Source organism: Croceibacterium aestuarii (assembly GCF_030657335.1).
GTDB classification, from domain to species: domain Bacteria; phylum Pseudomonadota; class Alphaproteobacteria; order Sphingomonadales; family Sphingomonadaceae; genus Croceibacterium_B; species Croceibacterium_B aestuarii.
This window is the reverse complement of the sequence record NZ_CP131039.1, coordinates 2,646,813-2,662,037: the sequence shown is the minus strand read 5'-3', so window position 1 is coordinate 2,662,037 and position 15,225 is coordinate 2,646,813. Positions and strand designations below refer to the sequence as shown.

At 64.0% G+C, this 15,225-nt stretch carries 11 protein-coding genes; 6 read left to right on the top strand and 5 right to left on the bottom strand.

Annotated features, from left to right (window positions below; translation table 11 throughout):
• The first annotated feature begins 171 nt into the window (after nt 1-171).
• Nucleotides 172-411 carry a hypothetical protein gene (locus Q7I88_RS13110; RefSeq protein ID WP_305096358.1) on the top strand — a complete coding sequence of 80 codons (240 nt, stop codon included), beginning with the start codon at nt 172-174 and terminating at the stop codon, nt 409-411.
• A 344-nt stretch (nt 412-755) separates the two neighbouring features.
• Nucleotides 756-1,214: a DUF4402 domain-containing protein gene (locus tag Q7I88_RS13105; protein ID WP_305096357.1), complete on the top strand. Its 459-nt coding sequence runs from the start codon at nt 756-758 to the stop codon at nt 1,212-1,214.
• A gap of 41 nt (nt 1,215-1,255) precedes the next feature.
• Here Q7I88_RS13105 and Q7I88_RS13100 read toward each other — a convergent pair whose 3' ends face one another.
• The 5 genes from Q7I88_RS13100 to Q7I88_RS13080 form a co-directional block, all read right to left on the bottom strand.
• Nucleotides 1,256-3,202, bottom strand: a complete 1,947-nt coding sequence (locus tag Q7I88_RS13100) for a proprotein convertase P-domain-containing protein (RefSeq protein WP_305096356.1) — start codon at nt 3,200-3,202, stop codon at nt 1,256-1,258.
• On the bottom strand, nt 3,202-8,274 hold the full coding sequence (locus Q7I88_RS13095; RefSeq protein WP_305096355.1) for a carboxypeptidase-like regulatory domain-containing protein: 5,073 nt from the start codon (nt 8,272-8,274) through the stop codon (nt 3,202-3,204). The genes Q7I88_RS13100 and Q7I88_RS13095 overlap by 1 nt, the downstream gene beginning before the upstream one ends.
• A gap of 37 nt (nt 8,275-8,311) precedes the next feature.
• On the bottom strand, nt 8,312-9,439 hold the full coding sequence (locus Q7I88_RS13090; RefSeq protein ID WP_305096354.1) for a hypothetical protein: 1,128 nt from the start codon (nt 9,437-9,439) through the stop codon (nt 8,312-8,314).
• 79 nt (nt 9,440-9,518) lie between these two features.
• Nucleotides 9,519-9,980, bottom strand: a complete 462-nt coding sequence (locus Q7I88_RS13085) for a hypothetical protein (RefSeq protein WP_305096353.1) — start codon at nt 9,978-9,980, stop codon at nt 9,519-9,521.
• An 11-nt stretch (nt 9,981-9,991) separates the two neighbouring features.
• Entirely contained in the window at nt 9,992-10,969 is a 978-nt protein-coding gene (locus tag Q7I88_RS13080; protein WP_305096352.1) for a hypothetical protein, read from the bottom strand.
• A 235-nt stretch (nt 10,970-11,204) separates the two neighbouring features.
• Here Q7I88_RS13080 and Q7I88_RS13075 point away from each other — a divergent pair, with 235 nt between their 5' ends.
• The 4 genes from Q7I88_RS13075 (at nt 11,205) to tsf (ending at nt 15,157) form a co-directional block, all read left to right on the top strand.
• Complete coding sequence (locus Q7I88_RS13075) at nt 11,205-11,957, top strand: phosphatidylserine decarboxylase (RefSeq protein ID WP_305096351.1); 753 nt, start codon at nt 11,205-11,207, stop codon at nt 11,955-11,957.
• Between the two features lie 29 nt (nt 11,958-11,986).
• The gene (locus Q7I88_RS13070) at nt 11,987-12,832 is read left to right on the top strand and encodes a CDP-alcohol phosphatidyltransferase family protein (protein ID WP_439648393.1); all 846 of its coding nucleotides are present in this window, start codon (nt 11,987-11,989) and stop codon (nt 12,830-12,832) included.
• Between the two features lie 540 nt (nt 12,833-13,372).
• The gene (gene rpsB / locus Q7I88_RS13065) at nt 13,373-14,137 is read left to right on the top strand and encodes a 30S ribosomal protein S2 (protein ID WP_305096350.1); all 765 of its coding nucleotides are present in this window, start codon (nt 13,373-13,375) and stop codon (nt 14,135-14,137) included.
• A gap of 93 nt (nt 14,138-14,230) precedes the next feature.
• Nucleotides 14,231-15,157: a translation elongation factor Ts gene (tsf, locus tag Q7I88_RS13060; protein WP_305096349.1), complete on the top strand. Its 927-nt coding sequence runs from the start codon at nt 14,231-14,233 to the stop codon at nt 15,155-15,157.
• The last annotated feature ends 68 nt before the right edge of the window (nt 15,158-15,225 follow it).

The following is a 15,225-nucleotide window of genomic DNA, read 5'->3' as shown; positions in this document are numbered from 1 at the left end:
GGTGAAATTTAACCTGCCATGTCACGCCTCTTGATGGTCGGCGCCTTTCGGATTGTCTCCTTTACCACAAGCCTCCTCGCTTATTCCTTTCACCAAATCTGCCCAAGTTGACGTATGTTGGCGCATCCACTTCCCCAGGTCCGTAAGGTCAATTCTTCGGAGGAGAGTCGCATGGTTAACGAATTGGATCATACCTACACTCTTGTCGCCGAACCCGATGCGGCGGGCGAAGCTCGAGTGATTGAGCTGCACGCTCTGGAACCCTTTACGGCAATGAACATGGCGCAGCGAGAACTGCCGGGAAGGGAGATCGAGCTGCTGGAGGACGGCCATTCGCTTGGCAGGATGAAATGCACCCGCGAAGGCTTTTGGGTCGTCCTGCCGTTCCTGTTGGCAAACCACCACGCCTGACATTTTGCGTTGCCAATTGCAGGCGACGCACCGCAGATGGCGGAGCACGCGCTTCGGAAGATCATGGCGCCTGAGGTCGGCGCTCTCCTTGGTCTTCTCTTTCGACACCCTCGATATTTCCCACTGGCAAGGCAGGAAACAAAGGCTTTACCTCTGAGGTCTATATAGACCTCAAATCATTTGATTGTGTCTACAGCAACGAGCTTGGGTGAAGCCAGAAAGACCGCATGACGAACGAAGCGCGACCAAAAGCTTCCGCGTGGCACGCGCTGACGTTGGTTCTCGTGGCGGCTGCATCGCTTCAGCCGCGAGTTGCTTCGTGCCAGGAGAGGGCGACGGCCCGAATGGCGGCCGCCATCAATACTCCCGTGATAATGACCGACGTCCATGACATGGACTTCGGGAACATAGCGCCGCGGGGAAATTCCGGCACCGTCGTGATGTCGCCCGGCGCAAACGCGCAATGCAACACGACCGGCGGCGTGATCCACACCGGGACCTGTCGCGCGGCAACGTTCGAAGGCAAGGTGACATTTCTTTTCGGGCTCCGGGTTACCGGGCCTACTGGAAATCAAATAAATCTTTCGGGACCCGGCGGCGCCACGATGCGGCTGGACAATTTCACATTCGGTAGCGGGCCGGGTATGCTGGACTTCGGCGTCGCCGGCGGAAGCCACCGTTTCTGGATATTGAACCTGGATGGCTCTTACACGATCCACGCTGGCGGGACTTTGCACGTCGCAGCGAACCAGACTCCGGGCGTATACACCGGGACTTTCGATATTCGCTTGAACTACGACTAGATCCGGGGCGGCCGGAATCCGGCCGCTGCTTTGCGCGACTGCTAGTTGACCGAAACCCGGAATTTCAGCGCAAACGATTGATTTGGCGAAAGGGTATTGGCCGCCGCCGAAATCACGCTGCCCGCGAACGACGCGCCGTAGGGATCGGATTCGTCCGACCCGGACGCGTTGTCGTCCTCTGCAGTCGAACTCGCCGCGCACGAGGCGCCGCTGGTCATCGATCCCGCTGTATAGGTCATTGTGGCGGGGACCGTGTCGGTAGCCACGACATTGGTCGCCGCGACAGCGCCGGGATTGCTGATCGTCAGGCAGTATTCCACCACGGCGCCCGGCAACGCTTTGGGGTTGGTCGTCCCGTTTACCGGATCGGAAAGCACCGCGCTGACTTTGGTGACGGAAAGCACCGTGGTGGGGTCGCAGAAGGTGATGTCGCCGATGGCGATCGCCTGCTGGCCGGGATCGATTGGCGCGGCTGTATGGTTGCCGTAGTGGATTATTATCGTGTCGATCGGCTGACCGAACGTCACGACCACGTTGCCGTCCGACGTGCCGGTGTTGGCCCCTCCATCGCCATAGGCGCTGTTGGCTATCACATAGTTGGCGATGGAGTTGGTCAGCGTGGGGATGACCGTCGCGCCTTGATAACGACCTTCCACCGTGACGGTATCGGCAAACTGGTTGGCCGCATAGTCGACGTCGAACAGCCGGAATTGTGCTCCCTGCATCGCAGCCGGGAGAGTGATTGTGGTCGTCACACGCGCCGATTGGCTCGGAAGATTCACGAGCTGTATGAGCGATTTCTGCCCGACGTAGCCACCGTGCATCGCCGTCTGCAAATTGGGCGACGTGCCCCCGAGCGAGTTGTCGCTCAGCCACGCGCCCGGATTGCTGAGGGTGAAGCCGATCGAGCCATAGCCGCCGAGCGAATAGGTGTTGGCTGTGCTTCCCGCCGACCAGCTCAGCGGATCCCAATCAAACAGGGTGCTGCCATTCGGACAGCTCAAGGCCGGCGCCGTGCCGGCAGACCGGGTGCCGGCGACAGTGAACGAGACGGTGGCATAATCGTCCTCGCCCGTGACGCCGTTGTTAACGGCGGAATCGATGTCGACGACGCTGCTGCTCGCAATCTCGGCTTCGTTGACGATCATCGCCCCGGCGGTGGCGTTGATCGTGCCGGTCACGTCGATCGTCCGCGTTTGTCCTGCCGAAACAGCGCCGACTGTCCACACACCGGTCGAAGCGTTGAACGAGCCACTGCCCGACGCCGAGACGAAGGTGAACCCGGCGGGAAGGTAGTCCTTAACTGTGACGCCGGAGGCGGCCGACGGCGACGTCGAGGAGTTCGAAACGCTCAGACGCCATGTCACCGACCCTCCGCTGCTCGGTGCCGAGCCGAGCACGCTCTTCGTCAGCGACAAGTCGGCGTAGCTCGACGGCGCCGAGGTCAGGCGCAGCTCCGCATATTGAAATGTTCCGTCGTCCGCAGCCGGGTAGAGATCGCATATCTCCAGCCGCCAGGTTCCCGCCGAGGCCTTGCCGGCAAAGGCCGAAAGTGGATTGCGCGGACGGAAGGTATTCTGAAAAGGCGGCGCGCTCGATGAATGGTTGCCCGTCGGACTGTCGGTGTTGACCAACTGCGCCGCGCTATCGTCGAACAGCACGTTCAGGTTGTTGCCGCTCGTCGACGCGGTGTCGCCGTTGGTGAGTTGCACGCTTGTGCCGTCGGGCGACTGGAGCGTGAGCTGGAGGTCGCCGCGCCAGGTGTGCGTGATCAGGACCCCGATGTCGACATCGCCGACCGTGAAACTGGAGCCGACGGAAAATGTCCGGACCAGCGGCCTCGCGCAGTCCGTGTTCCTGTTGATCGTGCCGGCAGTGGCCTGGGTGTAGGTCGTGACGGACTGCGCCCCCGCGGGAGTCGCAAGCAGGCACAAACCGGCAAGGAATAGGAGGAGCCGCTGGAAAGCGGCCAGGCTCTGCCCACCCATCATCGCCGCCCCAGCCCGAGGAAAGAGAAGGAGTCCGCATCAAGCTTGAGTTTGACAGAGGCGAAGAAGCCCTTGTTCGTGCTGCGCGCGTCGGAGAAGTCGTGGTCCCGGAAGCCGGCAAGATTATAGCCGACGCTGACGAGCGTGTTGTCGGCCGGAGAGAAGCCTATCTGCGGTCCGATCGCGAAGCTGGTGGTGCCGTCACTTACGTTCGCGCGCACGGTGGCAGAGCCTCCGACTTCAAAGCGCTCGCCGATGCCGATGCGCGCGTCGAGACCGCCGAGCAGCGTCGACCCGGACAAGTCGAAATCGTCAAGCCGATCAAGGTTGTAGCGTCCCCCAACGAACACACCGATTTCTGTGCGCCGCACCAGTTTCCCGTCTGACATGCCGCGCGGCGACCAGTTCGTCGAGAGGCTGGCGACGATCCGCTGAGATTTGGCGTTCCCATCCACAGTCAGAGCTGTCCGTCCGGCCGGACCGGTTTCCCCGGCATGTGCGCCGGCAACCCGGTCGCTGCGGAACTCGAGCTTGCCCAAGAACGCGAAATCGGATTCGGCGGGCCGATAAGCGATCGCCAGCGATCCATCGAGGATCTCGCTCGACGAAAGGTCCTCGCCAGTTGCGCGCGTCCAGGTCGCGCCCCCGCCGATCACCACTCCCTCGGCCAGCTGGCGGATCGCGCCGGCAGTCAATCCATGACGGTTCGCAAATTCTCCGTCGCGATATTCTCCGCGCATCGTTGCAGCCCATGCATCCTTGCGCCAGGCGCCGCCGAGAGTAATTGCAGTGAAATCCTCGAACAGCGAGCCATCTTGTGCAATCTGCCCACCGCTCGCGACGGGGTGCTGCGGATTAACGACATCAAGCCTGTCGGGGCGGCTGAGTGTCCGGTTGCCGTCCAGGGTCGCGTCGATCGAAAGCGTCGGGGAAACGACGAAACCTTGCGCCAGTCCGAAGGCGGCGAAGCTGCGTTTTCCCAATTCGCCGATATCCTGCCTTCCGAACGTCGTGACCACGCGGGAGCCTTGCCACGGCGAGAGTTCGAATCCGGCGTTAAGCGTTCTGGCTCGTATCGCTGCGCCGTCGGCGATTTCGTATGTCCCAATCGCACGCAACCAGTCGGTGACGGCATAACTTGCCCTGAGACGATGACGCGCCGGCAAGTCGATCGACTCCGTCTTGGCGAGCGCGACATTGGTCGTCGCGCTCAGCTCGAGCCTGTTGTCGAAGAGCCGCTGCGACACGCCGCCTTCGAGCACCGTCGAACTGGCGTGATCTCCGTCGGACAAGCGGTCAGCAAGGTGCGAGATGCCAATTCGCGCCTCGGTATCGCCAGTGCGATAGGCCGCGGACACTTGCACCGCGCGGCGGCTGGAAGCGTCGGCGAGGCTGTCATCGTACCATGCACTGGCGATTACAGCGAGCCGTTGGTCGAGCTCGTAGCGTGCATCGATACCGAATTTGCGGCGACCGAGTTCGGCGCCAGTCTGCTGGCCCGTACCATAATCCTGATCCAGCGAGCGCGCATAAGCCAGGACGTCCAGCGAACCCGTGCGGTGCTCCGCTTCGACAAGCCACGCGCTCGCGCCGACGCCCTCTGTTTGGCTCACGCCGAGTTCGGCGCGAACCTCGCTGTGATTTCCGATTGGCGCGCGAATATCGATTGCCGCCAGATCGGAGCGAGCCGCGTCGCCCTTATCTGTTATGGCGGTCGCACCAATCCGTAGACCCCCACTCCCAAGCGTATAGTCGGCGCGCGCGCCGGCATTCCACGCAGCGGAGCCGCCGCCATCAGCGACTTCGTAGTCGATGACGATGAATTGCGGGTTCAGCTCGAAATCGCGGCTCAGCACCGGTTCTTTGAACGTGATCGTGCCCGCGAGCGGATCGATATCGTAATCCACGAAGCGGACCAGTTCATGGCGAGTCACCACGATTTCGGAGCGCATTCGATCGCGTGTTTCGATCGCCACGGTCTCGGAATTGGCGAGAATATTGCGATCGCCCAGGCGATATGGACCCGTCAGACCATTGCCTTGGATTTCATCGCGGCGATATCGGCTGGTGACACTCGCGGCGAAACCTTGCGCGTGCAGGCCACCGAACAGGCCCTCTGCTTTCGCACCCGTGAGCGTGCGTTGATAGCGGCCGAGGATCGTCTGGTCGAAGCCGGTCACGAAGTCGCCGTAGAGTGCGTAGAACGATGCCGTTTCGATCCGGACGTACAGCTTCTCGCGGCTGGCGGCGTCGAACCTTCGGTCGGATCGGTCCGCGAAGACCGTGTAGTAGGCATTTGGATCGATCGTACCGAGAAGGCGCTGGTCGTCCTTCTGCTTGGCGCTGTCGTAGGCCAGGGTGAGCAGGAACCGCCCAAGAACGCGGCCCTTGGCGTAGAGTGCCAAACGCGCGTCGTCGCCGAGATCGCTGTCGAAGGCGCCGGTTCGCTCCATGTTGTCGGCCACGTTTCTGGCGCCGACCGATCCCTCGGCGAGACCCACGATCGTCCAGTCGAGGTCCCCGGGCACGACCCAGGCGTCGAGCTTTTGTTCGCGCTGCAATTCGCCGTCGGCAAATGTGAAGGCAAGACGGAGAGGGCCGCTGACCATGGTCGGTGCGAGCGCGACGAGCGCGACCCCGTCATCGCCCTCGATAACCCAGTTGGTCGTGGCGCTGCCGCTGCCGGTAAGCTGCCCGAGTTGAAGCTGGTCGAGCATTGCCGCGCTTTCGTACGGTTCGCCAATCGCGAACGTACCGGTTACTCCGGCCCGGACCGGGCGCCCTTTGCGATCCGTGAAGCGCACAGCGACGACCGGGCGGCTCTTGCCGTCCGCCACCAGACGCGAGCGTTCGCGGACAATCTCGGCCTTCCAGGGCGCCGAGACAAACTGAACGTCGCGAGTCAGGTCCGCCGCCAACGAGCCATCTGCATTGCGCACTACGGCACGCAGCACAGTCTTCTCCTCAGCCAAAGGGATCGCGCGCCAAGTCGAGATGGCGAAGCTGCGGTCGGCGGAGACGGTCGTACCGTCGAGGGCGAGAGGGTCCGCCGGTTTGCCGCTGACGGAGAGTTCGACCTTCTGATCGGCTTCGTGACGGATGACGACGCGCACCGCCGGAACGCGCGGATTGTGCTCGGGCCCCGGGAAGAGGAATCCGGTCGGGCCATCTCCAAGCGCCATCCAATCGGTATCGCCGCCCCCGGCCTCGCGATAGCTGGCTACGTCGTCCTGAGGTGCTCCCTCGCGCCGGGCCGTTCCCGGAACGGGCGGGGCGGGATCGTCGTCCGTGTCCGGACGAACGGAACTCTGCGCCGGTATATCGGCGTGGAAGTCTGCCACCGCCAGGCTGCCTCCCTGACCCACGACGAAGCGGGAATTCGCCCGTCCGGCAGAGCGGGTGGAGCGCTCGCAGTCGACGAATTTTCCACCAGTGGGCAGAGTCTGGCGCTGTGCCTGGACCACATGCGTCCCCGGCACGACGCCTTCGAAGTGATAGCGGCCATCGCTGTCGGAGATGGCGAAGCTGCCGTCTTCCAGCATGACGCGCACGCCGGGTACGCCGGTGCGATCCTCGCTCAATCCGCAGGAGCCCGCGGTTATCCGCCCGACGATCGTCATGCGGGCGGTGAGAACATCGCGTTCGATCTTCACGGCGTATTCGGCGCGCGATTGACCGCCGCGTGTGTCGGTCGCGGTCGCGCGGTTCCACGCCTGGCCCGGAGGAGCATCGGCGCGCACGACCATCGCGTAAGTGATTTTGACGGTCTGTCCGGGCGCGAGGCTGTCGAGCGTAATCGAAAGTTGACGTCCGTCACGGCTCGCAGCCGCCGCGGCGCCGGCGGCCCGTCCGTCGATGCGCACCGAGTTGGGGCGCAGGCGCAACCATTGTGAAGCGGTATCAAGCACGGCCACGTAGTGTTTGGCGCGCATGGGATCGGGATTGCTCAGCGTCAGGGTGTAGAACACCGCGTTGCCTGGTTGCGCCCGGGTGCGCGAGGCGCTCTTGCTGATTGCGACTGGCGTGTTCGGCCAGTCTACTGGAACGTCGACCCTCACGGCGCCGGCCGAACCGAGCGCGAAACTTGCGCCATAGGACGCGTCGTTCACTTCGAGCGGTGTTCCGTCGGACGTGGTAAAGGCGCTGAACGAATCTGCCGGAACTGTGGAGGGCGCCGAATAGGGCGAGGGCGGCTCGACCTGGAGATGATATCTGCCGGGAGCGGCCAGGGGGAAACGGTATTCGCCCGCTCCCATGGGGTAGCTAGCGCCGTTGGCGTCGACGATCGGTTGTCCGGTAATGACGCTTGAGGGCCAGGCTGTGATCCCATCGTCCGCGAGCACGGCGGCAGGCGCGCCGGTCTTGTCGTCCATCAGCGTCACCCGCGCGCCCGAAACAGGCGTTCCGTCTGCACTGTCGAACACGATGCCGTAGGGGTCCGCCAGCACGGTGACATGTCCTGCGGCGGTCAGCGGAAATCCTTCCCCGCCGCCCAGCGCGACAACGATTTGCTCGTCCTTCTCGACGCTGAGCTTGCAGTCGCCCGAAACCCGTCCTGGCGGGACGGGATATGTCTTTATGGCGCCGGTAAATTCCCCGGTGTCGGGTCCGGTTTCGAACACCGTGATGACCTCGATGTCCCCGCCCGCGCCGGTGAGCGTTACGGCGGTCTTGTCGATCGCTGCCGAATCCAGATTTGCTGCGGGCACGGTGAACCGCAAGATGAGGATCTCGCCGATCCTCAGATTGGAAGTCTGGGAAGAGGCGACATCGACGTTGGCGGCCGAAGACCCGGGGAACAGCAGCAATGGCGTGTCGCCGCATAAGGACGCGCGCACGGGAAGGCCGCCCGAACCCGGCGTCGGGTGATAAATCGCCAGATCGATGGCCAATGGTGAGACAGTGACGTCAACCGTATTGGATAGAGTCGATCTCTCGACACCATTCTGCAACCAAGAGGCATGGGCGGTGTTACTAATCGTCTGGCTCTGTGCGCGTACCGGGCCGGCGAACAGCAGCAGCGCCCCGAGGAGCGCTGCTGCAAGTTCGAAGATGACCGTTAGGGTACGCATTCTTGCGCGTCACAGAACAAGACTGTCCAAGCGGCGATCACTTGATCGTCGCTTGGAACCTGAGCGTCTTGGTCTCCGAAGCCGCGATGGACGCAAAGGTATTGCTGACCGTCGTGGTGCCGGCATTGTAGTTCGCGCCGTCAGTGCCCGCGGCGCCCCCCGTCGCAGCGCAGGTGTCGGGCGCGCTGAAGGCGCCATTGAGATACACGCTGCTCGTGACGTAGGTCATGCTGGAAGGCACGACGTCGCTGACCGCGACGTTTGACGCTGCGGCGGCCCCGGCGGCGTTCGACACAACGATGCAGTATTCCACCACTGCGCCCGGAATGGAGCGCGGATTGGTGCTGCCAACCGGATCGCTGATTACGCGGCTGTACTTGTTGATCGACAGCTGCGCCCCCAGCACCTTGTAGTCGCTGCGTGCCGCGTGCTTGCCGTTTTTGGCGGCGTCGCCGCTCGGCGCGTAAGCCGCATCGGCAAAGACGGTTTCCATCGTGGTCTTGCCATTGGCCGTACCAGCGGGAGTTTCCGAAATGGCCGAGCCGCCGCTTCCCGCGACCGTCGAGCCGATCTGGGTGACGCCGGAAGCAGCTGTTGCGGTCAGGATCATCGTGGCGATATCGCCGCTCGACGGAAGAACCGCAGGTGGACCTGCGCTTACGACGATGTCCGACACGACATAGACCGTCGCAGTGTCGCCCGAGGCGATCGCGGCAAGCGAAGATGCTTGCGTGTCGCTTGCCTGCCAACCCGCGGTCCCGTTGGTTTCGACGAAAACGCGGACATTGTTCGCGTCAAAGTTGTCGGTCCCGCTGAACTGCGCGGTCCCGCCAGACTGGTTGGTGGCAGTCAGCAGGAAATCGAGCGATGCGTTCGAGTTGTTGGTAACGGTAAACGTGGTGACCGCATTCGTTTGGCCAGGAGATACGCTCACTGCGGCCGAATCCGTGGTCGCGACGGTGACATTGACCTTGCGGTCGACCTTGAACGTGTCGGTCGCGGTAACCTGCGTCTGGTCGACGCCCCCGACCTTGTAGTTCACCTGAACGGTATTGGTGATATCCACGCCTGCAGCAGTGCCGACCGGCGCCGCCTGGGCCATCGTAGACGCTACGGCGAGCGAAAAGCCGCTAACCGCAGCGAGCCATTTGCTCGTGCGTTTCATGATATTTGGTCCCATCTTCTAGCCCGCTGGTATTCACTGCCGCCCGCGAGCCGATGGCGGCGTTCAAGTTCGCGGTTCGCTAACGAACCACGGCGAAGTAGCTGATTTCCCCTTGTTCCCCGGGTTCGATGCGGGGAATCGTCCATCGAATATGCGTGACGTCGCCGAGAACTGCTGCGCGCGGCGTTGCCCCCCCATCGACCACCGTCAGCGCTGCGAGGCGTCCGAACGTTTGCCCGCCATCGACAGAGACGTCGAAGTCCCCGTCCTTGGCCAACATCACCGCGACAGGCAAAGGGTTGGTGACCACAAAGTCGTTCGCAGGCTCTGCGCTGGTGTTGTGGAAGTGCGTGGTGAAAACGAGCCGGTCGCCCGGAACCACCCTGTCGGGTGGGAGGCGCTCTTCCCGCGAAACCCCGCCTTCCTCTATCGTTCGGACGACTTTGACGTCGCCTTTGAGCTGGATCTCTTCGGCGTGCGCAGGCAGCGCCAGGAAAGCGGCGAAACTGATAGAAATGACAAGAATTAGCCGTTTGAACATCTTATTATTCCTCAGTTTTCTATCGTAACTCGGAATGAAACTGTGCGCGTTGTGCCCGCTGCCAGGTCGCCGAGGTCGACGCCGATGCCCGTGACACTTGCTTCCCCCGCGTCGCTGTCGGTTCCGTCGGTGAGCGCGCTCCCATCGAGCGTTAGGCTGTTCGCCACGTATGTGGTCGACGTGGGAAATGTGTCTGAAACCCGCAGGCCGGTCGCCGAGCCGCTGCCGGCTACCGCGGCCGCAATAGTGTAGGTGATGATCGCGCCGGGGACCGGCTGGGTCCCGCCGAAAGGGTCGGCGACTGTGGCGGACTTGGTCAGCGAAACGCTGGCCAGCGACGCAACGATCTCGCCCGCATCGTCGTCATCGGCGCCCGAAAGGCCCGCGACGGCGTCGACGCCGTCTGCGCCCGCGCCGGAAAAGACCGTGCCGGGAGTGCCCGAGCCCGTTGCCGCCTGGGCGAGGAGCTTGACTTTGCTGCTGCCGCCATCGGCCGCACCCGCAGGCACCGTTCCGACGACGAGGATATTGAGCGAGCCATCGGGATCCAGGGCCGGGGTAGCCGCGCCGCTGGCCAGCAGCGTGTCTACACCCTCGTCGTAGACACCGTTGCCGTTGGTATCGATCGCCAGTTTGTCGATCTGCAGGTCGAAGTCGTTGCCAGCAACGCCGGGATCGACCGTGAGCTTATAGCTTTCCGGGCCGTTCCCCGAATTCGTTACGAGGAAACGCAGCGTCGTCGCGCCTGCCGACGGTATTGGTGCCCCGTCTTGCGAGGCGACCGCGACGTCGATTACCTCGTCAACGGTGATGGAGACCGTGTTGGAATTGACCGTGCGCGATGCGCCGTTGGCTGAAAAGCTGGCGGTTGCGGTATTCTCAATCAGCGTGCCCGCAGCCACGCCGCCGGCGTGCGCCGGCACAGCGTGCAGCAGCAGCGCCGCGACACCTGCTGTCGCCGTTGTGCGAAGTGAAAACCCCCGTTCCATGCGGAACGTGCTAACCAAAAGTGGTAAACAAATTGCTTACCAAGCCGTTACGGCACCGGTAGGGGATTCCCCGTGATGTCCGGCGGAAGGTCGGCCGCAATGACAGCTGCGGTCTGAGCGCCGCGCCCGAACCGGAGGCTGCGGAGGACCATGGCGCTCCGCTTTCCACCAGTGCCGGCCGGTAGTCCCGCCGCTCAACCTTGCCGCGTCGGCCTATCCGCCCTAGATGCCGAACATGGCCGGAGATCTTCTCGACAACCGGGGCCGGGGCGATGCCGAATGGGGCTGGCCCGCGATCCATCCCGAAGGACGCAAGTTCGGAGTCGCCGCAGTCGCGGTGGCGCTGGTATTCATCTTCCTGTTTGGATGGGGGATCGTCGGCTGGCCGCTGCTGGTGGCATCGCTCGGCGTGTTCGCCTTCTTCCGCGACCCCGAACGCGTCGTCCCGCAAGCGCAGGAGCTGATCGTCGCGCCGGCCGACGGACTCGTGACCTTGATCGGCGAGGTGGCGCCGCCACCCGAGATGCAAGGCACCGACGGATTTGGCGGGCCGGGGCTCGGCAGCGAGCCGGTGACCCGCATCTCGATCTTCATGTCGGTCTTCGACGTCCACATCAACCGCTCGCCCGTGGCGGGAATTGTCCGGCGGGTGGTCTATATCCCCGGCAAGTTCATGAATGCCGACCTCGACAAGGCGAGCGAGGAAAACGAGCGCCAGCACATCCTGATCGAGCGCAACGACGGCATCCAGATCGCCTTCACTCAGATAGCGGGGCTGGTCGCCAGGCGCATCGTGCCCTTCATCAAGCCGGGCGACACGGTCGCCGCCGGGCAGCGGGTCGGGCTGATCCGCTTCGGCAGCCGCGTCGACGTCTATCTTCCCGCCGGAACCGATTCGAAGGTCCTGCTCGGCCAGCGCGTGATCGCTGGCGAGACCGTCCTTGCGGAGATCGGCAAGCAAGGCCTGATCGAAGGGGTCAACCAGTGAGCCCGTCCGAGATAGACGACGACAGCCCGATCGATCCCGGTCCGGCGTGGCTCGGGCCCAAGGCGAGCGAGGACGAAGTCCCGGTCACGCGCCGTTTCGGCGGTGGGCTGGCGCTGCGGGCCGTCGTGCCCAATGCGATCACTGCCGCGGCGCTGTGCTCGGGCCTGACGGGCATCCGTTTCGCGATAGTCGGCGACTGGAAGATGGCCCTGTTCGCGATCCTCCTGGCCGGGTTGCTCGACGGTATCGACGGACGGATCGCACGCCTGCTCAAGGCGCAGTCGCGGTTCGGGGCGGAGCTCGACAGCCTGGCCGATTCGCTCAGCTTCGGAATGGCGCCGGCGCTGGTTCTGTTCCTGTGGTCTTTGCAGGGCCTGCCGCGCCTCGGCTGGTTCGCTGCGCTCGCTTTCGCGATCTGTACCGCGCTGCGCCTGGCGCGGTTCAACGCGCGGATCGACGTTGAAGAGCAGCCCCACAAGATGGCCGGCTTCCTGACCGGGGTTCCGGCACCGGTCGGGGCGGGGCTGGCGTTTCTGCCGATGTATCTGTGGATCGCAACGGAGAACGAAGTCTTTCGCACTCCGTGGGCGGTTGCCATCTGGACGGCTGTCATTGCCTTCCTGCTCATCTCGAATATCGCGACGCTGAGCTGGAAATCGCTGCGGCCGAGGAGTTCTTGGCGCCTGGCGATGGTCGGTTTCGGCGGGTTGCTGTTCGCCGCCCTGCTGACCGACCCGTGGTGGACCCTGGTGGTAATCTGTGTCGGCTATCTGCTCTTCATGCCGCTCGGCATCGCCAGATACGCCCGGGTCAGGCGGCAACGCGATGGGCGGACGGAGCCAGGCGAGACGCCGCACGTGCAGGCCGACGCGTAGCCCGCGCCTGAGCGCCATCGCGCCCCGAGTGGGGCGCAAAACCGGTCGAAGCACTCCACATGGTGAGCGTACGCGTATCGCCGCAAGCCTCGAGCTCGCGGCGCAGGCTGTCGAGGGCCAGCAAACCCCTCTGGAACGACGCGGCGATCGAAGTCAGCGCGAAGAGCGCGGCGGCGCCGAGACCGAGGGTGATAAGCATAGCGAGCATTGTCTGATCCTTGCCTGTGCCAAACCCCGTGGAGGGGGTGTGGAAAACATCTGGAAAAATGCCGGGCACCTATTTAGGTTCCCGTATTGTTCCGGTTCGGCTTTATGTTCCTGCTATGTTCCACTCGTCAAGGTCTTTCTTGCGATAGCGGGTTCGGCGGGTGGGCCGAATTGAGGCTGGATTTTCGGGACGATGGCCGCTAAGGCGCGCTCCGTCGCGGCCTTTGGTCGGGGCAAATCCACATGGAAGGCACATGCATACCGGTGCCCGCGCGGGACGCTCCGCAAGGGTCACTTTGCTTTCCAGAGGCATAACCGGAAAGGAATTTACCTATGGCGGCTCCTACCGTCACGATGCAGCAATTGATCGAGGCCGGCGCACACTTCGGCCACCAGACCCACCGCTGGAACCCGCGCATGAAGCCGTACATCTTCGGCGCGCGCAACGGCGTCCACATTATCGACCTGTCGCAGACCGTGCCGCTGTTCGCGCGCGCGCTCGACTTCGTGCAGCAGACCGTCCGGTCGGGCGGGAAGGTGCTGTTCGTCGGCACCAAGCGCCAGGCGCAGGACCCGATCGCCGAGGCGGCGCGCCGCAGCGGACAGCATTTCGTCAACCACCGCTGGCTCGGCGGCATGCTGACCAACTGGAAGACCATCTCGGGCTCGATCAAGCGCCTCAAGACGCTCGAAGAGCAGCTCTCGGGCGACACCAGCGGCCTGACCAAGAAGGAAGTGCTCCAGCTCACTCGCGAGCGCGACAAGCTCGAGCTGTCGCTGGGCGGCATCCGCGACATGGGCGGCATTCCCGACGTGATGTTCGTGATCGACGCCAACAAGGAAGAGCTGGCGATCAAGGAAGCCAACGTGCTCGGCATTCCGGTCGTCGCGGTGCTCGATTCGAACGTCGATCCCAGCGGCATCGCCTTCCCTATCCCGGGCAACGACGACGCCAGCCGCGCGGTGCGCCTGTACTGCGACGCGGTTGCCGAAGCCGCCACCACGGGCCGCGGCGAGGGCGTGGTCGATTCGGGTGCCGATTTCGGCGCGATGGACACGCCGCCCGCCGAAGCGGCTGCCGAAGAGGCGACCGCCTAAGCCATTTCCCGGCTCGCACTAGCGAACCGCGCGCCGGGCCCCCATCTGCGAGGCCCGGCGCTGACCCCATTTGAATCGAAGAGGTATACTACCATGGCTGCTTTTACTGCCGCTGACGTGAAGACCCTGCGCGAGAAGACCGGCGCGGGCATGATGGATGCCAAGAAGGCCCTCGAAGCGGCGAACGGCGACATCGAGGCCGCAGTCGACGCGCTGCGCGCCAAGGGCCTGGCCACGGCCCAGAAGAAATCCAGCCGCACCGCGGCCGAGGGCCTGGTCGGCATTGCCGTTGCCGGCACCAAGGGCGTGGCCGTCGAGGTCAACTCGGAAACCGACTTCGTCGCCAAGAACGACAAATTCCAGGACTTCGTGCGCAACGCCACCGAGGCGGCGCTGTCGCTGGGTTCCGACGACGTCGAGGCCCTCAAGGCGGCTTCCTACCCGGGCGGCGGAACCGTCGCCGACAAGCTGACCGACAACGTCGCCACCATCGGCGAGAACCAGCAGGTCCGCCGGATGAAGAGCGTCGAAGTCGCGCAGGGCGTCGTCGTGCCCTACATGCACAACGCCCAGGCGCCGAACCTCGGCAAGATCGGCGTTCTCGTCGCGCTCGAAAGCGAAGCTCCGGCCGACGTGCTCGAAGCTCTGGGCAAGCAGCTTGCGATGCATATCGCCGCGGCCTTCCCGCAGGCGCTCGACGCCGACAGGCTCGACGCCGAGGTGATCGACCGCGAACGCAAGATCGCGGCCGAAAAGGCGGCCGAGAGCGGCAAGCCGGCCGACGTGCAGGAGAAGATGGTCGACGGCGCGGTAAAGAAGTTCGCCAAGGAGAACGCGCTGCTCAGCCAGGTCTTCGTGATGGACAACAAGACCCCGGTCGCCGACGTCGTCGCCAAGGCGGGCAAGGACGCCGGCACGCCGATCGTGCTCAAGGACTATGTCCGCTTCCAGCTCGGTGAAGGCATCGAAAAGGAAGAGAGCGACTTCGCCGCGGAGGTGGCGGCCGCCGTCGCCGGCTGAGCCGACCCGCCATTACGGTCAACGAGCGGCCGCCGGACTTCGGTCCGGCGGCCGTTTTCGTGCGCGTC

Excerpts from the sequence above, each read along its gene's own strand:
- rpsB (WP_305096350.1), top strand. The coding sequence starts at position 13,373 with ATGGCGGCTCCTACCGTCACGATGCAGCAATTGATCGAGGCCGGCGCA.
- Q7I88_RS13105 (WP_305096357.1), top strand. The coding sequence starts at position 756 with ATGGCGGCCGCCATCAATACTCCCGTGATAATGACCGACGTCCATGAC.
- Q7I88_RS13090 (WP_305096354.1), bottom strand. The coding sequence starts at position 9,439 with ATGAAACGCACGAGCAAATGGCTCGCTGCGGTTAGCGGCTTTTCGCTC.
- Q7I88_RS13085 (WP_305096353.1), bottom strand. The coding sequence starts at position 9,980 with ATGTTCAAACGGCTAATTCTTGTCATTTCTATCAGTTTCGCCGCTTTC.
- Q7I88_RS13095 (WP_305096355.1), bottom strand. The coding sequence starts at position 8,274 with ATGCGTACCCTAACGGTCATCTTCGAACTTGCAGCAGCGCTCCTCGGG.
- Q7I88_RS13110 (WP_305096358.1), top strand. The coding sequence starts at position 172 with ATGGTTAACGAATTGGATCATACCTACACTCTTGTCGCCGAACCCGAT.
- Q7I88_RS13080 (WP_305096352.1), bottom strand. The coding sequence starts at position 10,969 with ATGGAACGGGGGTTTTCACTTCGCACAACGGCGACAGCAGGTGTCGCG.
- tsf (WP_305096349.1), top strand. The coding sequence starts at position 14,231 with ATGGCTGCTTTTACTGCCGCTGACGTGAAGACCCTGCGCGAGAAGACC.
- Q7I88_RS13075 (WP_305096351.1), top strand. The coding sequence starts at position 11,205 with ATGGCCGGAGATCTTCTCGACAACCGGGGCCGGGGCGATGCCGAATGG.
- Q7I88_RS13100 (WP_305096356.1), bottom strand. The coding sequence starts at position 3,202 with ATGGGTGGGCAGAGCCTGGCCGCTTTCCAGCGGCTCCTCCTATTCCTT.